A 19700-nucleotide genomic window follows, 5' to 3' on the forward strand; every position below is an offset into this window, starting at 1 on the left:
CGAAGTATCAAGGGCTTACAGCATTTGGTGGCGAATCAGGGACTCGAACCCCGGACCTGCGGATTATGATTCCGTCGCTCTAACCGACTGAGCTAATTCGCCGAAGAAGCGGGATTCTACCGTCTTCGGCGAATATGTCAACCCCCTGCGTTAGTCGTTGCGATAAATATCCACATCCTTGGTCTCGCGCACGAACAGCACACCGATCACGAAGGTGATGGCCGCGATCCAGATCGGGTACCACAAACCGTGATAGATATTGCCGTTCTGGGCCACGAGGGCGAACGAAATGGTCGGCAGCAGGCCCCCAAACCAGCCGTTGCCGATGTGATACGGCAGCGACATCGACGAGTACCGGATGCGCGTCGGGAACATCTCCACCAGCATTGCCGCGATCGGGCCGTAGACCATGGTCACGTAGATCACCAGGATCACCAGGATCACCAGCACCATGATCGTGTTCATCTGGGCGGGATCGGCCTTGGCCGGGTAGTTGGCCGCCTTGAGCGACTCGCTCACCTGCTTCTTGAAGTCGGCGATCTTGGCCTTGCTGTCGGCGTCGAAGTTCTGGCCGTCTGCCGTGCGGGTGGCGTTGAGCGAGGTGATCTGCTTACCCGCGATCGACACCGATGCGACCGTGCCGGCCGGGCCTTCGACCGTCTCGTAGCTGGCCGACGACTGCGCCAGCGTGCGCTTGGCGATGTCGCACGACGAGCGGAAGTCCACCTCGCGGGCGATCGGGCTGCCCTGGAACGAGCACTCCTTCGGATCGACCGTGATGGTGATCTGCGCGGTCTGCTGGGCGCGCTCCAGCGCCGGGTTGGCGTAGTGCGTGAGCGCCTTGAACAGCGGGAAGTAGGTCAGCACCGCCAGCAGGCAGCCGGCCATGATGATCTTCTTGCGACCGATGCGGTCCGACAGCGAGCCGAAGAACACGAAGAACGGCGTGCCGATGGCAAGCGCCACCGCAATCAGCACGTTGGCCGTGAATGCGTCGACCTTCAGCACCTGCGTGAGGAAGAACAGTGCGTAGAACTGGCCCGTGTACCACACCACAGCCTGGCCGGCGGTCAGGCCGAGCAGCGCCAGGATGACGATCTTCAGGTTGCGCCATTGGCCGAATGCTTCTGTCAACGGGGCCTTGGAGGTCTTGCCTTCGGCCTTCATCTTCTGGAATGCGGGCGATTCGCTCATCGACAGGCGGATGTACACCGACGTGGCGAGCAGCAGGATCGAGACCAGGAACGGGATGCGCCAGCCCCAGTCGTCGAACGCCTTGCCGGTCAGTTCGCGCACGGCCAGGATGACGACCAGCGAGAGGAACAGGCCCAACGTAGCCGTCGTCTGGATCCACGATGTGTAGGCACCGCGGCGGCCGTGCGGGGCGTGCTCGGCGACATACGTGGCGGCGCCGCCGTACTCACCGCCCAGTGCCAGACCTTGCAGCATGCGCAGCGCGATCAGGATGACCGGCGCAGCAACGCCAATCGTGCCGTACGACGGAAGCAGGCCGACGATGAACGTCGACGTACCCATGATGACGATGGTGACCAGGAACGTGTACTTGCGCCCGATCATGTCGCCCAGACGGCCGAACACCAGCGCGCCGAACGGGCGCACCAGGAAGCCGGCGGCAAAGGCCAGCAGGGCAAAGATGAAACCCGCCGTGGGGTCCAGGCCCGAGAAGAACTGCTTGGCGATGATGGCCGCCAACGAGCCGTAAAGATAAAAGTCGTACCACTCGAACACCGTCCCCAGCGACGAGGCAAAGATGACCTTCTTCTCCTCCCTCGTCATGGGCGCGGGCTGCACACGCCCGACGGGCGCGTTCGGTGCACTCTGCACGGTTGCCATGTTGTCTCCTGTTTTTTTTTCGTAGGTCGTCCCGCTGGGCACCGACATGACAACGCAAACGCTTTTCGCCCGCGGAAGTGTCACCGATTGTGGAAGCCGAAACTTACGGCGTTCTGACGGGCATGTGCCTTCCGATGCACGCGATTGGCGGTGACGATTTCAACGAAATCAAGCCCTTGGGTGCGCGCGGCGCATTGATCAGGCCGTTGCCGGCTGCGTGCGCTGCATCATCCAACCGCCCGTTTGTATATGCAGTGCCAGACGGCATGTGCACCTTCTGCGAATGTGCATACGCACAAGACGCACGCGGTTACCGACGTCGTTTTGGGCGATGGCTGTCGCTTCACGGCCGATTTGCCGCTGGATGTCGCGCACCGTTTCTTACGTTGTTGTGCGGCGCTAGGGAAAACCACTATCGCAGTAAACCGCCGCGGACCGCCTGAGTAAGAGTTCAGTCAGTTTCGCTATCCAGAATCGCCGCACACATTCCAAGAGCAAACCAGGAGACAGGCGATGCAGGATGGATTGGTAGGAAAAATCGAAGCGCATCCGAAATATGCGCAGCTCAAACAGAGACGCAACAGGCTCGGCCTCGTTCTGACAGTGCTGATGCTGGCCGTGTACTACGGCTACATCGCGCTGATCGCCTTCGATAAGGCATTTCTCGCCAAGCCCGTGGGTACAGGCGTGATGAGCGTGGGCATGCCCGTCGGTATGGCGGTCATCATCTTCACCGTCGTCATTACCGGCATCTACGTGCGCCGCGCCAACAGCGAATACGATCAACTGACGCAGGACATCCTGAAGGACGTCGCCAAATGAAGAAGATGCTTTCGATCCTGCTGGTGGCGCTACTGGCCGCTGGCGCCTGCGGGGCGGCTCTGGCTGCCGGCGGCGATGTCGGACAGACCGCCAAGCAGGAAACCAACACCACGGCCATCGTTCTGTTTGCTCTGTTCGTGGCCGGCACGCTGTGGATCACGAAGTGGGCGGCCAAGCGTACGCGGTCCGCGGCCGATTTCTACACGGCGGGCGGCGGCATCACCGGCTTCCAGAATGGCCTGGCCATTTCGGGCGACTACATGTCGGCAGCGTCCTTCCTCGGTATTTCCGCGGCCGTGATGACCTCCGGCTACGACGGCCTGATCTACTCCATCGGCTTTCTGGTCGGCTGGCCGATCATCACGTTCCTGATGGCCGAGCGGCTGCGCAACCTTGGCAAGTTCACCTTTGCAGACGTGGCAGGCTACCGGTTCGAGCAAGGCCCGATCCGCAGCTTTGCCGCGGTTGGCACGCTGGTGGTGGTGGCGTTCTATCTGATCGCTCAGATGGTGGGTGCAGGCCAGCTCATCAAACTGCTGTTCGGGCTGGATTACTGGATCGCGGTGGTCATTGTCGGCGCGTTGATGATGGTCTACGTGCTGTTCGGCGGCATGACCGCAACCACCTGGGTGCAGATCATCAAGGCGTGCATGCTGCTGGCCGGCGTGACGTTCATGGCCATCATGGTGCTGGCGCAGTACGGTTTCAGTCTGGAGGCGTTGTTCGCCAAGGCTGTGCAGGTCAAGACCGCCATTGCAGCCAATGCCGGCAAATCGCCCGATGAGGCCGCCAAGATCGGTCTGTCGGTGATGGCGCCGGGTGGCTTCATCAAGGACCCGATCTCGGCCATCTCGTTCGGCATGGCGCTGATGTTCGGCACCGCCGGTCTGCCGCACATCCTGATGCGTTTCTTCACGGTCCCGGATGCCAAGGAGGCGCGCAAATCGGTCTTCTGGGCGACCACCTGGATCGGCTACTTCTACATCCTGATCTTCATCATCGGCTTTGGTGCGATCACGCTGGTGTTGACGAACCCCGAACTGTCCGACGTGGCCAAGGGTGTCATCAAGGGCGGCGCGGGCACGGCCAACATGGCTGCGGTGCTGGTGGCCAAGACGGTGGGCGGCGATGTGTTCTACGGCTTCATCTCGGCCGTGGCGTTTGCCACGATTCTGGCGGTGGTGGCAGGGCTCACGCTGTCGGGTGCATCGGCGGTGTCGCATGATCTTTACGCCACGGTCTTCAAGCACGGCAAGGCCAACAGCGCCGACGAGCTGAAGGTCTCGCGCATCACCACGCTGGTGCTGGGCGTGATCGCTGTGCTGCTGGGCATCGCTTTCGAGAAGCAGAACATCGCGTTCATGGTGTCGCTGGCGTTTGCGGTGGCGGCATCGGCCAACTTTCCGGTGTTGTTCCTCTCGATGCTGTGGAAGGGCTGTACCACGCGTGGTGCGGTTATCGGCGGGTTCCTGGGGCTGATCTCGTCGGTGGGTCTGACGATCGTTTCGCCGTCGGTGTGGGAGGCCACGCTCGGCTATCCGAAGGGCTCGGCGTGGTTCCCGTACACGTCGCCCGCGCTGTTCTCGATGACGATCGGCTTCGTGGGCGTGTGGCTGTTCTCGGTGCTGGACAGCAGCGTTCGCGCCAAGAACGAGAAGGCGTCGTTTGCCGCGCAGCAGGTCCGCTCGGAAACGGGCCTCGGTGCGGCTGGCGCATCGGGCCACTGATCGGCCACTGGCCACGCTGACTGGAGGCGGGTGACGCATTGCATCGCCCGCCTTCAAGGCAACCATGCCCAGCGCTTTCAACTTCGCCGTCTGGCCATTCGATTGCCTCAACCAGGACGAACAGCGCCTGGTGCGCGATGCCGTCGACATCGGCTATTACCCGCAAGGGCAGAGCATCCTCGATACGGGTGCCGCTCCGCAGCACCTGTTCTTGATCATCAAGGGCCACGTCGCCCAGTACGACGGCGAGGAGCTGATCGCCAGCTATGGCCCCGATGACTGTTTTGACGGCCGGGCGCTGGTGGCCGGCAAAGCCAGCAGCCGCTTCGTCGCTGCTGAAGAAGTGGTGGCTTATCAGGTGGCACGTCAGGCGGTGCGCGACCTTATTGCCGCCAACGCCACCTTCGGTGCGCTGCTTTTTTCCGATCTCGGCAGCAAGCTCAGCGCCATTGCTCAGCGGCAGAGCATGGAGACGATGCAGTCGCTGGCTGTCTCGCACGTGAGCGATGCCTTCATCCGGCCCGCCCATTTTGTGGATGCCGACACGGACGTGGTCTCCGTGGTGAAGCTGTTCCAGGCACAGAGCACCTCGAACGTGCTCGTGCGAGATGGCACCGCCAGCCCGCCGCGTGTGGGCATCTTCACGCGCAGTTCCTTGCAGCGCGCCGTCCTGCAAGGCACGCCGCTGGATCGTCTGCCGGTGGGGCGGATGAGCCAGTTCTCGCTCATCACCGTACCAGCCTCTGCGCAGATCGGCGACGCATTGACGCTGATGCTGCGCCATCGCGTTCACCGGCTGGTCGTCACGCGCGGGGATGAGATTCTCGGTTTGCTGGAATCACTGGATGTGTTCAGCTTTCTGGCCAACCACTCGTATCTGCTGACAGTGCAGATCAACCTGGCGCAGGACTTGGACGCGCTCGCCCAGGTGGCAGCGCAGATTACGCGGATGGTCGCGTTGCTCACGCGTGGCGGCTCGCGCATTGACCACGTCGCCAGTCTCGTGCGCGAAATCAACGCGTGCCTGTTTGAACGCGCCTGGCAGATGATTGCGCCCCCCGAACTCGTTGAAAACAGTTGCCTGTTCGTCATGGGCAGCGAAGGGCGCGGCGAGCAGCTGCTCAAGACCGATCAGGACAACGCGCTGGTACTGCGCGATGGTTACGTGCCACCCCCCGACCTGCAGCGCATCGTCACGCGCTTCTCCGATGCGCTCGCCGCATTCGGCTACCCGCCTTGCCCCGGCGGCATCATGCTCAGCCGGCCCGAGTGGTGCATGACCGCGAGCGACTTCGCGCGGCGCATTCGCGAATGGCTGATCCTGCCGAGCCCCGAGGGCTTGATGCATCTGGCCATCTTCTTCGATGCCCATGCGGTGTGCGGCGATGCCGCCTTGCTCAAGCAACTGCGGCGGACGTTGCTGGAGCTAACGATCGACAATGACGCCGTACTCGGCCGCTTCGCCGCAGCCGTTGAAGCCTTCAGTGCCGCGCCGGGCTGGCGCGATCGCCTGCTCGGGTTTGGCGATCCCGACCCGGTGCTCGACGTGAAGAAGGAGGGCATCTTCCCGATTGTCCACGGCGTGCGCAGCCTCGCGCTCGCCCACCACATACTCGACGAGACCGGCACCGTGCCGCGCCTTAATGCACTGGTGCGCGCCGAGGCTCTGGACGCCCACATGGCTGCCGAGTTGAGCGAGAGCCTGCACTTCCTGATGACGCTGCGGCTCAAGGCCGGGTTGGCGGAGATCGATGCGCATCAACCGGTGTCGTGTGACGTGCATCTGTCGCGCTTGTCGTCGCTGGAGCGAGATCTGCTCAAGGATGCACTGAGCGCGGTCAAGCGGTTCAAGGCGTTGCTGCGGCAGCGCTGGCGGACCGAGTGGATGTGATCATGGGCGGGTGGTCATGAGCGGGAGGCTCTCCGACTGGCTGCGGGCACTGCAAAGGCGGCGCCTGCTGCGCAGGTTGCGCGATCCGGCGTTCCGCTTCCTGTTTGAGGTACCGCCCCCGGACGAGTGGGTCGCACTTGATTGCGAGACCACCGGCCTGGACGTACGCACCGACGAGATCATCTCCATCGGTGCCGTCCGTATTGTCGGCAATCGTATCCTGACCAGCCAGCGCCTTGAGTTGCTGATCAGACCGCAAGGGGAGATGCGCCCGGAAAGCATCTGCGTGCATCGTCTGCGCAATCGCGACCTGGACAGCGGTGTATCGATCGAGCAGGCGGTTCATACATTGCTGCACTTCATCGGCAGTAGGCCGCTGGTCGGCTATTACCTTGAGTTCGATGTGGCGATGCTCAATCGGGTGGTGGTGCCCATGCTTGGCATCGGCTTGCCGCAGCCCAAGATTGAAGTGTCCGCCTTGTACTACGACCATCAGTTCGCCCTGCTGCCGCCATATCGGCAGCAGGGCGATCCCGATCTGGACCTGCGCTTCGCCACCGTCATGAAGGAACTGGACTTGCCCACGTGGGACGCGCACGACGCGCTCAACGACGCGGTGATGGCCGCGTTGGCCTTTGTGAAGCTGCGCCATCTGGGTGAAGCGTAACGTCCAGGTCAGATGGACGGCGGCAGGTGGGATGACTCCGACGGATCGCGCTGCGCCGCTTCGTCGTGTTGTGCGGCTGCATCTGCAGCCCGGTTCGTGCGCCACGCATACAGCACGGTAATCAGCACATAGACGATGGGCGCCCCCTGCGCGCCGACCCAATAGGCGAAGGTCCAGTCCGAGTTGAAGAAGTGCTGCGACAGGTCGCGCGCAAAGAACGCGACCACGAACGTCACCACAAACCACACCGCGAGCAGTGCCGCGATCCAGCGCATATTGGCGATCCACCGCCGGCGCGCGGGCGTTCCGGGCGTGATGCTCATGCGTTGGGTTCCTCGCTCGGCGAGCAGCGGTGCAGCGTGATGCGAAAGCGCGCCCCCGCCAGCCGCGGCGACACTTGATACACGTTGTCGAGCACCTCGATGTCCCCGCCGTGCTGCTGCACGATCTCGCGCACGATGGCCAGGCCCAGCCCGCTGCCCTCGGCTTGCGTGCCGAGGATGCGGTAGAAGCGCTGCATCACGCGTTCGCGCTCGGCCACGGGGATGCCGGGGCCGGTGTCATCCACGTCGATGAAGACGAACGGCTCGAACGGCGCGGTGGTCACGCGCACGGTGACATGTCCGCCGTCGGGCGTGTAGCGGATCGCGTTGTCGAGCAGGTTGTTGAGCATCTCGGCGAGCATCGTCGCATTGCCCGAAATCGTGACGGGCGGCCCCGGCTCCTCGAAGCCGAGGTCGATCTGCTTGGCCCACGCCTTGGGCAGCCAGTCGGCCACCACTCGGCGCGACAGCGCGCAGATATCCAGCGGCACCATACCGTCGGTGGCGCCCATGTTTTCCATGCGTGCCAGCGAAAGCAACTGCTTGACGAGGTGCGCGGTGCGATCCGAGCTGTCGGCGATATGTGCGAGCGTGCGGCGCAGCTCGTCGGGCGACTGCTCGCGCTGTGCCAGCTCTGCCTGCATGCGCAGGCCGGCCAGCGGCGTCTTCATCTGATGCGCGGCATCCGCAATGAAGCGCTTCTGCGTGTGCACCGATTGCTCCAGCCGCCCGAGCAGATCATTGAACGATGCCACCAGCGGCGTCAGCTCCTGCGGCGCCGCGCCTTCGTCGATGGGGCTGGTGTCGCCCGGGTTGCGAGCGCGGATGCGTTCCTGAATCGCATTGAGCGGTGCCAGCCCGCGCGAGAGGCCAAACCACACCAGGATCACCGCCAACGGCAGGATCACAAACTGCGGCAGGATCACGCCCTTGATGATTTCGTTGGCGAGTTGTGCGCGCTTGTCGAGCGTCTCCGCCACTTGCACCAGCGCGGGTTTGCCGCCGGAGCCCGGCCGCTGCACGAAGGTATACGCAACACGGATCTCCGCGCCATGGATGTGGTCGTCGCGCAGTTGCACGAGGCCGCCGGCGTTGGCGTCTTCTTCGGGCGGCAGCGGGAGGTCGCGGTCCCCGGAGACAAACTCGCCGTTGGTGCCGAGCACCTGGTAGTAGATGTTGTCGGTTTCGTCCGCACGCAGGATTTCGCGCGCCGAGATCGGCAGTTGCAGCGTCACGCGCCCATTCACCTCGCGCAGTTGCTGGCTGAGCACGATCGCGCTCGATTCCAGTGCGCGGTCATATGGCGCATTCGCAATCGACTTGGCGACCAGGTACGTCACCGCAATGCTCATCGGCCACAGCAACAGCAGCGGCGCAAGCATCCAGTCCAGAATTTCGCCGAAGAGGGATCGGGCGGCGGGCCGCGTGGCGTCGTCTTCGAGGTGGGGGAGGGTGTCGGCGAGGTCGCCGCCGCCATCGCGGCCATCGCGGCCATCGCGGCCATCGCGGCCATCGGCTCCGGGCACCGCGTCGGTGCGTTCGCGCAGCGATGCGCGATGCCGACGCCACGGCCAGGCCAGCCGATCACCCATGGGCAGCGGTCGCGGTGGTGGTTGGGGTGGCCGTGCGTTCCAGGCAATAGCCCAGCCCGCGCACGGTGGCGATGCGGATGCCTTCCACTTCGATCTTCTTGCGCAGGCGGTGGATGTAGACCTCGATGGCGTTGTTGCTGACTTCTTCGCCCCAGCCGCACAGATGGTCGACCAGTTGCTCTTTCGACACCAGGCGGCCCACGCGCGCCAGCAGAATCTCCAGCAGCCCGATCTCGCGTGCCGACAGTTCCACCACCTGATCGTGGATATAGGCAATGCGCCCGACCTGGTCGAATGCCAGCGGCCCATGGCGCACGAGCGTGGCGCCGCCGCCCGTGCCGCGCCGCACCAGCGCACGCACGCGCGCTTCCAGCTCGGACAGCGCGAACGGTTTGGCCATGTAATCGTCGGCGCCAAGATCCAGCCCCTTGACTCGTTCTTCCACGCTGTCGGCGGCGGTCAGGATCAGCACCGGCAGCATGGCCCCGCGCGAGCGCAGGCGCTTAAGGACCTCCAGCCCCGACATACGCGGCAGTCCCACGTCGAGGATCAGCAGGTCATAGGTCTGGGCCGTTTGCGCGGACAGCGCCGCGTCGGCAGTCGCCCCATCGGAGGCTTGGTCGACGGCGTAGCCCGCCTGGCGCAGCGAGCGTGTGAGCCCGTCAGCCAGCGTGGCGTCGTCTTCGGCAATCAGGATGCGCATGCGTGTCTCCCCGCGATGCCGGGCAAGATATCTTGCCCATCCCGCCCGCTACATTGTTTTCGCGCGACATCTGTTCTGGAGACTTGTCAAAACCACTGGTTTTTTATACAGTACTCCGAATTCGCGGTGCTGTAGTCTTGGCGGCGCTAAAGTCATGGAATGGGTCGCGTCGGGGCAATCACCCAGCCGCCCGTTGTTGCAGGCAACCGCTGGAATCGCAAGCCCTTGCGGCCCATTTATACACCAATTTGCACGAAGGACGACCATGGAAGACGGTAAGAAGGCAGCCACGATGAGCGCAGAAAAGCAGAAGGCGCTGGCTGCCGCGCTCGCGCAGATCGAAAAGCAGTTCGGCAAGGGCTCCATCATGAAGATGGGCGACGCCGAGGTCGAGCCGGTCCAGGTCGTGTCGACGGGTTCGCTGGGGCTGGATGTGGCGCTGGGCGTTGGTGGCCTGCCGCGCGGCCGTGTGATTGAAATCTACGGTCCGGAATCGTCGGGCAAGACCACGCTGACACTGCAAGTGGTTGCCGAGATGCAGAAGCTGGGCGGCACTTGCGCCTTCATCGACGCAGAACATGCGCTTGACGTCACTTATGCCGATAAGATTGGCGTAAGTGTCCCGGACCTGCTGATCTCCCAGCCGGACACGGGTGAACAGGCTTTGGAAATTGCCGACGCGCTGGTGCGCTCGGGCTCGGTTGATCTGATCGTCATCGACTCGGTGGCCGCTCTGGTACCGAAGGCTGAAATTGAAGGCGAAATGGGCGATGCGTTGCCCGGCCTGCAGGCCCGTCTGATGAGCCAGGCGCTGCGCAAGCTGACCGGCACCATCAAGAAGACCAATTGCATGGTCATCTTCATCAACCAGATCCGCATGAAGATCGGCGTGATGTTTGGTTCGCCGGAAACCACCACGGGCGGTAACGCGCTCAAGTTCTACGCTTCGGTGCGTCTGGACATCCGCCGTATCGGCTCAATCAAGCGGGGCGACGACGTGGTCGGCAACGAAACCAAGGTCAAGGTCGTCAAGAACAAGGTGGCGCCGCCGTTCCGCGAAGCCATCTTCGACATCCTCTACGGTCAGGGCGTATCGCGCGAGGGCGAGATCATCGACCTGGGCGTGGAAGCCAAGGTGGTCGAGAAGTCTGGCGCCTGGTACAGCTACGGCGGCGAACGCATCGGCCAGGGCCGCGACAACTGCCGCGAATACCTGCGCGAGAACCCCGACCTTGCCCGTGAGATCGAGAACAAGGTCCGCGAGCAACTGGGCGTGACGCCGATGGGCGCCGTCGCAGTGGCCGAGGAAGTCGGAGAAGAGTAATTGGGTTGGCCGTCGGCGCAGATCGATGGCTCTATCGAGCTTCATACGCCTGCCGTTCCCCAACGGTGGGCGTTTTTCTTTGGAACCCGCTTCTTGAACGTCAAATCCGCATGCCGTTGCCACGTCAACCGCTATCGCTGAAGGCACGTGCGCTGGGCTATCTGTCTCGGCGCGAGCACAGCCGCGTCGAATTGCGCCGTAAGTTGGTCCCGCACGCCGAGTCCGCCGAGGAGGTCGACGCGCTGCTGGATTGGCTGGAGGGCGAAAACTGGCTCTCCAACACGCGTTTTGCCGAAAGCATGGTGCACCGCCGCGCGGGCCGCTACGGTACAGCGCGCTTGATGCAGGAGTTGAAAACGCATCAGCTCGGCGAAGAGACGCTGGGCGAGGTCAAGGCGCAACTGCAAAGCACGGAAGCAGTCCGGGCGAAAGCCCTGTGGGAAAAACGCTTCGGCCGCCCACCGGCCGACCTGGCCGAACGGGCCAAGCAGGTGCGATACATGATGGCGCGCGGATTCTCCCGTTCCGTAGTGTCGCGCATCATCGCAGGGGCGGATGAGCTGCTGGAAGATGGCGACATGTCGGACTGAACATCGACGATCTCGCAACAATTCAGGCGGACAATCCTCTTGTGTGCAGATTACGTGGGTTGCGCCTCATGCGATCGTTGCAACCACTTTCACACTGCATTGCAGCACGCGACCAGTCCGGTCGTGACGACGTGTTAAAATTCTGGCCTTTGATATCGCCCTCAATTTCGGTTGCAGGGCGGTAGTGTTCGTGTGTGGCGGCTGATGCGCTGCCGCATACGTCCCGTAGGCGATGCACGCGATCTGCGTGCGCCGCCTCCATCGGTCCTATCGGTCTGTCTGGTCCATGCCTCTGTCTGCTCCCCTCCCGCGCGCCATGCGCCACCGCCGTGCCATCACGGTCGAGGCCTATTTGCGGGAAGACGGCCTGTGGGACATTGAAGCGCGCCTGACCGACATCAAACCTCGCGATATCCCCCTGGCCAGCGGTGGCGTGCGCCCTGAAGGCGAGCCGCTGCATGACCTGTGGCTGCGCGTGACCATCGATACCCGCATGAACGTCGTGGATGCCGAAGCGTGTTCCGACTGGGTGCCGTATCCCACCCATTGCGACACGATTGGCCCGGCCTACCGAAAGCTCATCGGCCTGAACCTGATGAAGGGTTTTCGAAAGGCCTCGCGTGAGAGACTTGGCGGCGTGGCGGGCTGTACGCACCTGACCGAGCTCTGTGGTGTGCTGCCGACCGCTGCCATCCAGGCCTTCGCGGGCGACGTCTTCCCGGTGCGCGATAACGCCAATGACCTGCGACCGATCGAGCCCGGCGAAAAACCGCCTTATCAACTCCATGGCTGCCATGCCCTGCATCTTGAGGGTGAGGTGGTCCGCAAGCATTACCCGCGCTGGTTTGCATACCAGCCCGAAGCCAAGATCCAACCGCCACCCACCGAACTGTCGCCTGAGCCCTCGTCCTGAAGGGCACCGCGCTGTTCGCGTTTTCAATACTCATAACACTCACTCTGCCTAGCAAAGGAAACACGCATGAATATCCATGAGTACCAAGGCAAGGAAATCCTGCGCAAATACAATGTGCCGGTTCCGCGCGGCATTCCGGCCTTCTCGGTCGACGAGGCCATCAAGGCTGCTGAAACCCTGGGCGGCCCGGTGTGGGTCGTGAAGGCGCAGATTCATGCGGGTGGCCGTGGCAAGGGCGGTGGCGTGAAGGTTGCCAAGAGCATCGAGCAGGTCAAGGAATACGCCAGCAGCATCCTGGGCATGACGCTGGTGACGCACCAGACCGGTCCGGAAGGCAAGCTGGTCAAGCGCCTGCTGATTGAAGAAGGCGCGGACATCAAGAAGGAACTGTACGTGTCGCTGGTGGTGGACCGTGTGTCGCAGCAAGTGGCGCTGATGGCCTCCAGCGAAGGCGGCATGGACATCGAAGAAGTCGCCGAATCGCACCCGGAAAAGATCCACACGCTGTTGATCGATCCGCAAGCCGGTCTGCAAGACGCCCAGGCTGACGACATCGCCCGCAAGATCGGCGTGCCCGACGCGAGCGTGCCGCAAGCCCGCCAAGCCCTGCAGGGCCTGTACAAGGCATTCTGGGAAACCGACGCTTCGCAAGCTGAAATCAACCCGCTGATCCTGACCGGCGACGGCAAGGTCATCGCGCTGGACGCCAAGTTCAACTTCGACTCGAACGCGCTGTTCCGTCACCCGGAAATCGTGGCGTACCGCGATCTGGATGAAGAAGACCCGGCCGAAATCGAAGCCTCGAAGTTCGACCTGGCCTACATCTCGCTCGACGGCAACATCGGCTGCCTGGTGAACGGCGCCGGTCTGGCCATGGCCACGATGGACACCATCAAGCTGTTCGGCGGCGAGCCGGCCAACTTCCTCGACGTGGGCGGCGGTGCCACCACCGAGAAGGTGACCGAAGCCTTCAAGCTGATGCTGAAGAACCCGGACGTGAAGGCCATCCTGGTCAACATCTTCGGCGGCATCATGCGTTGCGACGTGATCGCCGAAGGCGTGATCGCGGCAGCAAAGGCTGTGTCGCTGTCGGTGCCGCTGGTTGTGCGCATGAAGGGCACCAACGAAGACCTCGGCAAGAAGATGCTGGCCGACTCGGGTCTGCCCATCATCGCCGCAGACACGATGGCAGAGGCCGCCGAGAAGGTCGTGGCCGCAGCCGCCGGCAAGTAAGCCGCCCGCTGACCCAACCATACGCGAACGCGAGTTGCGCCCGCTGCTGAGTACGTCGGCGCGGCTCGCTGCATAAAAGGATTACAGCATGTCGATTCTGATCAACAAAGACACCAAGGTCATCACCCAGGGGATCACCGGTAAGACCGGCCAGTTCCACACCCGCGGCTGCCGCGACTACGCCAACGGCAAGAACGCCTTCGTGGCAGGCGTGAACCCGAAGAAGGCCGGCGAAGACTTCGAAGGCATTCCCATCTACGCAACCGTCAAGGACGCCAAGGCCCAGACCGGCGCGACCGTGTCGGTGATCTACGTGCCGCCCGCTGGCGCCGCTGATGCAATCTGGGAAGCTGTCGAAGCCGAACTGGACCTGGTGGTTTGCATCACCGAAGGCATCCCCGTGCGCGACATGATGATGGTCAAGGACAAGATGCGTAAGGCCGGCAGCAAGACGCTGCTGCTGGGCCCGAACTGCCCGGGCCTGATCACGCCGGACGAAATCAAGATCGGCATCATGCCGGGTCATATCCACCGCAAGGGCCGCATCGGCGTGGTGTCGCGCTCGGGCACGCTGACGTACGAAGCCGTGGGCCAGCTCACCGCGCTGGGCCTGGGCCAATCGTCGGCTGTCGGTATCGGCGGCGACCCGATCAACGGTCTGAAGCACATCGACGTGATGAAGATGTTCAACGACGATCCGGAAACGGACGCCGTGGTCATGATCGGTGAGATCGGCGGTCCGGACGAAGCCAACGCGGCTTACTGGATCAAGGACAACATGAAGAAGCCGGTGGTTGGCTTCATCGCTGGCGTGACCGCGCCTCCGGGCAAGCGCATGGGCCACGCCGGCGCGCTGATCTCGGGCGGTGCCGACACCGCGCAAGCCAAGCTCGACATCATGGAAGAATGCGGCATCAAGACCACCAAGAACCCGTCGGAAATGGCACGTCTGCTCAAGGCGATGCTGTAATCGATCAGGTTTGAGGTTGTGCGAGAACGGGGGCTTCGGCTCCCGTTTTTGTTTGTGCGCGACGCGGCGTGCGATCGCGGCACGACATGTGTATAAGCAAACAAGTCAGTGGCGCATCTGCCGCCGATCCACAAGGACATCTTCGAGAACACTATGGCGCTCACCTCAAGCGCATTCTGGTTCGCACTCGGCTCCATCATCCTGACCAACATCGTGCTGTCGGGCGATAACGCGGTTGTCATTGCGCTGGCAGCGCGCAACCTGCCCAAGCGCCAGCAGAAACAAGCCATTTTCTGGGGCAGCGCGGGCGCCATTGTGCTGCGCGTGGTGTTGACCGTGCTGGCTGTCAAGCTGCTTGCGCTGCCTTACCTCAAAACGATTGGCGCGTTGCTGCTGGTGTACATCGGCGTGAAGCTGCTGACGGAAGCCGAAGATGAAGCCTCCGATCGCCATCAGCAGGGCGGCCTATGGCCTGCCATCCAGACCATCCTTATCGCCGACTTTGTAATGTCGCTCGATAACGTCGTCGCGGTGGCCGCCGCGGCGGAGAAGGGGCCGCCAGGCACGACGTTCCTGTTGCTCGTGCTGGGGCTTGGTTTGTCGGTGCCGTTGATCGTGTTCGGCAGCACCCTGCTGGTAGGGGTCATGGCGCGCTTTCCGGTGATCATCACGCTGGGGGCGGCGCTGCTCGGGTACCTTGCCGGTGACATGCTGGTCACCGATCCGATTGATGCGGCGTGGTTCGAACGCGCGGTGCCGTATGCGGATGTGGTGGTTGGGTGTGTTGGGGCGCTGCTGGTCGTGTGTGTGGGCTGGTGGCTCAGCCGGCGAACATTGCGCCAAGCCTAGTCCGAACGATTCCCCACGAAAGTAGGTGATGACGGGTTCTGTCTGAAATTCTGTCAAGAACGGTCAGATTTGCGCCTGAATATCCAGCAAAGTGCGCCAGTTTGTGCCCAGATACACGATGTATGCCTTGGCATAGTCCCTGCAGGGTGGCCTCTCAACAACAAAATACCTTTTGGGGAGAGGTCATGGTTTTCAAGCACAGCAAGGGAATAAAGCGTCGGGCGGGCGGCTTTACGCTGATCGAGCTGATGATTGTGGTGGCGATTGTTGGGATTCTCGCGGCGTTGGCGATTCCGGCGTATCAGGACTATACGATTCGGTCGCGGGTGACGGAGGGGCTAATCATCGCTGTGCAGGCGAAGGCGCTGGTGGTCGAGAACGCTGCAAACGCACAAAGCAGCCTATCTCTGGGCGCCGCTTCGCTATCGGCCACACGAAATGTGGCCTCATTAGACATTGATGGTAGCTCTGGTGAAATTTCCATCGGGTTCACCTCTAGCGTGGCTGGAGCCGGCAGCAACACGCTAATCCTCACGCCCTACTCAGGCACTGCGTCGTCTACTTACGCGAATCTCAGTGCGGGGTCGGCTCCTCCAGCAGTCGTCATGTGGGCATGTTCGGCGAATGGCAAGCAAATGCCACCGAACGTCAACCGCACCGGGACGCCAACTTTGGATGCTCGATATGCTCCGGCGGAGTGCAGATAGCGATCCTTGTGCTCAGTCGAGGCGTCTACGCGCGCCGTTTTCGTGTAAGCCGCCGGCCACTGATGACTTTGTGCCAGCTCCACAAAAATTGACGATACACGTCACGGCATGTCAAAAACTGTCACTTCATGCCCAAGCAGTAGAGCGAATAGCGACAGTTTTGACACACGAGTTCACGAAATCGAGATGGCACGGTCCCTGCTCTAATAGCCTTGCATCATCCTTAACCAAATTTTTCCGGGGGAAAATTCAATGAAATCGATGCGTCGTCTGAACAAGCGGGTCCAGAAGGGCTTCACGCTGATCGAACTGATGATCGTGGTTGCAATCGTCGGTATTCTGGCTGCTATCGCCATTCCGGCGTATCAGGACTACACGATTCGTGCCCGCGTGACGGAAGGTCTGTCGCTGGCTGCTGCTGCCAAGGTGTTGGTGGCCGAAAACGCAGCCAATGCACAAAGCGATCTGTCGGCTGGTTCCACGGTGTTTGCGGCTACGAAAAACGTGAATAACTTGGTCGTCTCGGGTACGGATGGGCATATCACGATTACCTATGGCTCGGCCGTGTCCACCTCTAACCCGACGCTGACGCTCACGCCGTATTTCACGGTTGGCTCGACGAACTCCAACCTGGCTCAAAGCTCCGCACCGGCCGCTCCGGTTCAGTGGAAGTGCGCATCGGCAAGCGCAACGGCGCCTACCGGCGTGACTGTGACGCTTGGCTCGCTGCCGGCCAAGTGGGCACCGGCTGAGTGCCGCTAAGCTACACTAGCTGTTGCTCAAAGAGCGCCTTCGGGCGCTCTTTTTATTTCGCCGATCCCATTTCACTTCAAATGCCTCAGTCGCGATTTTTGTTGTGGCCCTTGTGGTTTTTCGCAGCGGTTTGCTTCTCTGCGCCCTTCTTGGTCGCACCGCACACCTATCCGATTCCAACGTTTTATGCCGAGTCCGCGTCAGCATGGTGCTGGATTGCCTTCTCGTTAGTCGTGCTGGGGCTTAGTTGGCGTGGGAGGGCTAGCTCGCCAAGTATTGCGCTCGCACCACTCGCTTTGATTGTGGTGCTCATCGTTCAACTGGGAATCGCAACGCCTCTCAATCCATTTTTTTCCTTTGCCGCATGCATTTGTTTACTGGCAGCGATGGTTGTTTGCGGTTTGGGTGCTCGATGCCGGGAGATGCCCGGTGTGCTTGAGGCCGTAGCGGTCGGCACGATCCTTGGCGGGTTGGCAACGGTCGCAGTGGAGCAAGTTCATCTCTGGCGGCTCGTGGGGATACCGGACATTCTCATCGGTTTGCCTCCCACCGGGCTTGGCCGCCGCATGTGGGGCAACTTGAACCAGCCAAACCACGTGGCTTCGTACTTCGCATTTGGTCTTGCCGCATGCCTCTTCCTCTGGCAGCGAGTCCGCTCGTTAGGTTTGCGTATTCTGCTAGGCATCGTGGTACTGGCCTTCCTGTTTGGCACTGCGCTCAGTGTTTCCCGCGTGGCGTGGCTACATCTGATTGCCGTAGGCCTGTTCGCCGGATGGTCTTGGGCTTCACAAACGACAGGCCGACGTCGCTGGTTCGTTTTCGTAACCCCGGTTCTGGCATTGACGATTGCCTATCAGTTATGCAATTGGTTGATGGATTACGGCAATGTTCTCTGGCAATGGGGCCTGCCGACATCACTGGGGGAACGCATGCAGCAAGGCGCAGGATTGCGCCCCCTGTTGTGGAACCACGCATGGCACATGTTCATCGCGCACCCGTGGCTCGGCGCAGGATGGGGGGATTACGCGTGGAATCAGTACGTCCAAACCGATGTGCTGGGTCATGTTGAGATGTCAATGAACGCGCACAACATCGTGCTAGATCTGCTCGCCAAGGTTGGCTTAGCCGGTCTGTTTGCTGTTGTGCTGCCGGCGGTCGGACTGATCTCGCTTCTTTGGAAGTTTCGGATGACGCCCCCAGCGGCATTTCTGTGGTCGGTGGTTGCCGTACTAACCATTCATTCGATGCTGGAGTATCCGCTGTACTACCTCTATTTCCTGCTGCCCTTTGCGTTCGCACTCGGCTACCTAGACACGCGCATGCTGCGTTTTCCCTCGCCCAGCATGACATGGGTTTTGAGCGGAGTGATCGTGGTGTGCGTCAGTGCGCTATCTGCCCGCATGTGGATTGACTACAAGTCAGTCGAGCGCCTGTACTACGCACCTGCCGGCTTGAGCAAGGAGTTGCCGGTCTATCAAGCAAGCGGACAGATGCTGTTGGTACCTTACGCAACACTGGCCATTGCAATCAACTCGGGAATTACATACGAGATGGCAGCCGTAATGGCGGCATTGGAACGCCAGGCAACCCAGTTCTATCCAGGAGCCGCTACATCGCAGCGCTACGCTCTAACGTTGGCGTTCCAAGGGAAAACGGAAGAGGCCGTGACGCAAGTGCGCCGCCTACATAACCAATACTGGACGGATTACGCAGCGCAGTCGTCGCTGCTTACTCAATCATGTTTGCAGAAGGCCGATGATCTCAAAGTGTTCTGCGACCGCCTGAAGTCTGAGGGCTTACTTGTTGGTGTCAATTAGTATCGTGAGTAAAGCCTGAAGGAATAATAAAACGCCTCATTGAGGCGTTTTTTTTTGATGCGCGCAAAAATTGCGGCTGCTTTTGTGAAAATGAGTTGTGCTTCATGTTAATAAGCAACTGATTCGTTAATCTCCTCCCACCTCATTAAATTCAATGAGGATCCATTTTTGCATCTGGAGGAGAAAAATGCAGTTGCATTACCAGTACAACGGGCGACACCAGCGCGGTTTTACTCTGATTGAGCTGATGATCGTTGTTGCGATTGTCGGTATTCTGGCGGCGATCGCCGTCCCCGCGTATCAAGATTACGTCACGCGCGCCCGCGTAAGCGAGGGGTTGGCCCTCGCAGCATCAGCCAAGACAACTGTGGCCGAGAACGCCAGCGCTGGGGTTCCGTTCGACGAGGGTTTCGCCGCAGACACGAAAGCCACGCGCTACGTCCAAGCGAAAGGCATCGTGATCAGTCAAAAGACTGGCGAAATTCAAATTAAATACACTGATTCGGTAGCGAAAGACGGTGAAAATGTCTTGTTGCTCAAGCCAACAACCTATGATGAAGCCATGAGCGGGTCAAGCGCGAGCAGTGTTCGCCCCACAGGTCCAATTCGTTGGGATTGCTATGCCAAGGGCGCCGCCGTCCGAGCAGGAACAGCCGAACTTGAAACGAAGCCGTCATTGGCGACAAATGTTGCACCTGCGGAATGCCGGTAATTTAAGCGCCAAATGATGAGAGCGCGAGCTAAAGTCGAAAGTGGTGTACGGGGGAGTTGAGGCGGGAAGTTGAAGGCGGTGGAGGTTTCAGCTGAGAATCTGATTGTCGAAGTCGGAAACCAGCAAAAAATCAAACCATCCACCATGAGCAAGGATACGGAAAAAGCAGTCGTCGGTCTATCGGGAGTCGGGCTTGGACTTGACGAATTGGTTCGTCACGGGGCGCGGCAAGTGATTCAACAAGCGATCGAAG

The 19700-nt window shown here is 61.3% G+C and carries 19 protein-coding genes and 1 tRNA gene; 15 read left to right on the forward strand and 5 right to left on the reverse strand.

Annotation, left to right across the window (positions count from 1 at the left end; genetic code table 11):
• Positions 1 to 25 precede the first annotated feature (25 nt).
• Positions 26 to 102, reverse strand: a tRNA-Met gene (locus tag BEK68_RS19895).
• A gap of 48 nt (positions 103 to 150) precedes the next feature.
• Complete coding sequence (locus tag BEK68_RS19900; protein ID WP_012434927.1) at positions 151 to 1854, reverse strand: MFS transporter; 1704 nt, start codon at positions 1852 to 1854, stop codon at positions 151 to 153.
• 513 nt (positions 1855 to 2367) lie between these two features.
• Here BEK68_RS19900 and BEK68_RS19905 point away from each other — a divergent pair.
• From BEK68_RS19905 to BEK68_RS19920, 4 genes are all read left to right on the forward strand, one after another.
• Positions 2368 to 2676: a DUF485 domain-containing protein gene (locus BEK68_RS19905; RefSeq protein WP_004635419.1), complete on the forward strand. Its 309-nt coding sequence runs from the start codon at positions 2368 to 2370 to the stop codon at positions 2674 to 2676.
• Positions 2673 to 4403, forward strand: a complete 1731-nt coding sequence (locus BEK68_RS19910) for a cation acetate symporter (RefSeq protein WP_004635416.1) — start codon at positions 2673 to 2675, stop codon at positions 4401 to 4403. The genes BEK68_RS19905 and BEK68_RS19910 overlap by 4 nt, the downstream gene beginning before the upstream one ends.
• Before the next feature lie 64 nt (positions 4404 to 4467).
• Positions 4468 to 6294 carry a DUF294 nucleotidyltransferase-like domain-containing protein gene (locus BEK68_RS19915; protein ID WP_012434928.1) on the forward strand — a complete coding sequence of 609 codons (1827 nt, stop codon included), beginning with the start codon at positions 4468 to 4470 and terminating at the stop codon, positions 6292 to 6294.
• Between the two features lie 16 nt (positions 6295 to 6310).
• Entirely contained in the window at positions 6311 to 6961 is a 651-nt protein-coding gene (locus tag BEK68_RS19920; RefSeq protein ID WP_012434929.1) for a 3'-5' exonuclease, read from the forward strand.
• Positions 6962 to 6969: 8 nt separating this feature from the next.
• On the opposite strand, the gene BEK68_RS19925 is transcribed toward BEK68_RS19920, so the two are convergent.
• From BEK68_RS19925 to BEK68_RS19935, 3 genes are read right to left on the reverse strand one after another with little or no spacing between them, the layout of a single operon-like run.
• The gene (locus BEK68_RS19925; protein ID WP_012434930.1) at positions 6970 to 7284 is read right to left on the reverse strand and encodes a sodium/substrate symporter small subunit; all 315 of its coding nucleotides are present in this window, start codon (positions 7282 to 7284) and stop codon (positions 6970 to 6972) included.
• Entirely contained in the window at positions 7281 to 8876 is a 1596-nt protein-coding gene (locus tag BEK68_RS19930) for a sensor histidine kinase (RefSeq protein WP_012434931.1), read from the reverse strand. Before BEK68_RS19930 ends, BEK68_RS19925 begins: the two co-directional genes overlap by 4 nt.
• Positions 8869 to 9579, reverse strand: coding sequence for a response regulator (locus BEK68_RS19935; RefSeq protein ID WP_004635405.1), 711 nt, complete (start codon positions 9577 to 9579; stop codon positions 8869 to 8871). Before BEK68_RS19935 ends, BEK68_RS19930 begins: the two co-directional genes overlap by 8 nt.
• A 265-nt stretch (positions 9580 to 9844) precedes the next feature.
• Between BEK68_RS19935 and recA the strand changes: the two genes are divergently transcribed.
• The 11 genes from recA to BEK68_RS25970 form a co-directional block, all read left to right on the forward strand.
• Positions 9845 to 10903, forward strand: a complete 1059-nt coding sequence (gene recA / locus BEK68_RS19940) for a recombinase RecA (RefSeq protein ID WP_004635402.1) — start codon at positions 9845 to 9847, stop codon at positions 10901 to 10903.
• Positions 10904 to 11013: 110 nt separating this feature from the next.
• Positions 11014 to 11493, forward strand: a complete 480-nt coding sequence (gene recX, locus BEK68_RS19945; protein ID WP_004635401.1) for a recombination regulator RecX — start codon at positions 11014 to 11016, stop codon at positions 11491 to 11493.
• A 286-nt stretch (positions 11494 to 11779) separates the two neighbouring features.
• A complete protein-coding gene (locus BEK68_RS19950) occupies positions 11780 to 12406 on the forward strand; it encodes a DUF2889 domain-containing protein (protein WP_012434932.1) in 627 nt (208 codons plus the stop codon).
• A gap of 66 nt (positions 12407 to 12472) precedes the next feature.
• Complete coding sequence (gene sucC, locus BEK68_RS19955; RefSeq protein WP_012434933.1) at positions 12473 to 13639, forward strand: ADP-forming succinate--CoA ligase subunit beta; 1167 nt, start codon at positions 12473 to 12475, stop codon at positions 13637 to 13639.
• An 88-nt stretch (positions 13640 to 13727) separates the two neighbouring features.
• Positions 13728 to 14609: a succinate--CoA ligase subunit alpha gene (sucD, locus tag BEK68_RS19960; RefSeq protein ID WP_012434934.1), complete on the forward strand. Its 882-nt coding sequence runs from the start codon at positions 13728 to 13730 to the stop codon at positions 14607 to 14609.
• Positions 14610 to 14762: 153 nt separating this feature from the next.
• Positions 14763 to 15458 (forward strand): TerC family protein, encoded by a 696-nt coding sequence (locus tag BEK68_RS19965; protein WP_012434935.1) that lies wholly within the window; start codon positions 14763 to 14765, stop codon positions 15456 to 15458.
• Positions 15459 to 15643: 185 nt separating this feature from the next.
• Positions 15644 to 16165: a pilin gene (locus tag BEK68_RS19970; protein ID WP_012434936.1), complete on the forward strand. Its 522-nt coding sequence runs from the start codon at positions 15644 to 15646 to the stop codon at positions 16163 to 16165.
• Positions 16166 to 16417: 252 nt separating this feature from the next.
• On the forward strand, positions 16418 to 16927 hold the full coding sequence (locus BEK68_RS19975; RefSeq protein ID WP_012434937.1) for a pilin: 510 nt from the start codon (positions 16418 to 16420) through the stop codon (positions 16925 to 16927).
• Positions 16928 to 16998: 71 nt separating this feature from the next.
• A complete protein-coding gene (locus BEK68_RS19980; RefSeq protein WP_012434938.1) occupies positions 16999 to 18735 on the forward strand; it encodes a PglL family O-oligosaccharyltransferase in 1737 nt (578 codons plus the stop codon).
• A 187-nt stretch (positions 18736 to 18922) separates the two neighbouring features.
• On the forward strand, positions 18923 to 19447 hold the full coding sequence (locus BEK68_RS19985) for a pilin (RefSeq protein WP_012434939.1): 525 nt from the start codon (positions 18923 to 18925) through the stop codon (positions 19445 to 19447).
• A gap of 69 nt (positions 19448 to 19516) precedes the next feature.
• Positions 19517 to 19700: hypothetical protein (locus BEK68_RS25970; protein WP_139111350.1), on the forward strand; the 184-nt coding region annotated here is incomplete at its 3' end.

Source organism: Ralstonia pickettii (genome assembly GCF_001699815.1).
GTDB classification, from domain to species: domain Bacteria; phylum Pseudomonadota; class Gammaproteobacteria; order Burkholderiales; family Burkholderiaceae; genus Ralstonia; species Ralstonia thomasii.

Bases quoted from the DNA above. Each gene is read 5' to 3' on its own strand.
- BEK68_RS19950 (WP_012434932.1), top strand. From the start codon at position 11,780: ATGCCTCTGTCTGCTCCCCTCCCGCGCGCCATGCGCCACCGCCGTGCC.
- recX (WP_004635401.1), top strand. From the start codon at position 11,014: ATGCCGTTGCCACGTCAACCGCTATCGCTGAAGGCACGTGCGCTGGGC.
- BEK68_RS19930 (WP_012434931.1), bottom strand. From the start codon at position 8,876: ATGGGTGATCGGCTGGCCTGGCCGTGGCGTCGGCATCGCGCATCGCTG.
- BEK68_RS19900 (WP_012434927.1), bottom strand. From the start codon at position 1,854: ATGGCAACCGTGCAGAGTGCACCGAACGCGCCCGTCGGGCGTGTGCAG.
- BEK68_RS19925 (WP_012434930.1), bottom strand. From the start codon at position 7,284: ATGAGCATCACGCCCGGAACGCCCGCGCGCCGGCGGTGGATCGCCAAT.
- recA (WP_004635402.1), top strand. From the start codon at position 9,845: ATGGAAGACGGTAAGAAGGCAGCCACGATGAGCGCAGAAAAGCAGAAG.
- BEK68_RS19975 (WP_012434937.1), top strand. From the start codon at position 16,418: ATGAAATCGATGCGTCGTCTGAACAAGCGGGTCCAGAAGGGCTTCACG.
- BEK68_RS19935 (WP_004635405.1), bottom strand. From the start codon at position 9,579: ATGCGCATCCTGATTGCCGAAGACGACGCCACGCTGGCTGACGGGCTC.
- BEK68_RS19915 (WP_012434928.1), top strand. From the start codon at position 4,468: ATGCCCAGCGCTTTCAACTTCGCCGTCTGGCCATTCGATTGCCTCAAC.
- BEK68_RS19910 (WP_004635416.1), top strand. From the start codon at position 2,673: ATGAAGAAGATGCTTTCGATCCTGCTGGTGGCGCTACTGGCCGCTGGC.
- sucD (WP_012434934.1), top strand. From the start codon at position 13,728: ATGTCGATTCTGATCAACAAAGACACCAAGGTCATCACCCAGGGGATC.
- BEK68_RS19965 (WP_012434935.1), top strand. From the start codon at position 14,763: ATGGCGCTCACCTCAAGCGCATTCTGGTTCGCACTCGGCTCCATCATC.
- sucC (WP_012434933.1), top strand. From the start codon at position 12,473: ATGAATATCCATGAGTACCAAGGCAAGGAAATCCTGCGCAAATACAAT.
- BEK68_RS19980 (WP_012434938.1), top strand. From the start codon at position 16,999: ATGCCTCAGTCGCGATTTTTGTTGTGGCCCTTGTGGTTTTTCGCAGCG.
- BEK68_RS19905 (WP_004635419.1), top strand. From the start codon at position 2,368: ATGCAGGATGGATTGGTAGGAAAAATCGAAGCGCATCCGAAATATGCG.
- BEK68_RS19985 (WP_012434939.1), top strand. From the start codon at position 18,923: ATGCAGTTGCATTACCAGTACAACGGGCGACACCAGCGCGGTTTTACT.
- BEK68_RS19920 (WP_012434929.1), top strand. From the start codon at position 6,311: ATGAGCGGGAGGCTCTCCGACTGGCTGCGGGCACTGCAAAGGCGGCGC.
- BEK68_RS19970 (WP_012434936.1), top strand. From the start codon at position 15,644: ATGGTTTTCAAGCACAGCAAGGGAATAAAGCGTCGGGCGGGCGGCTTT.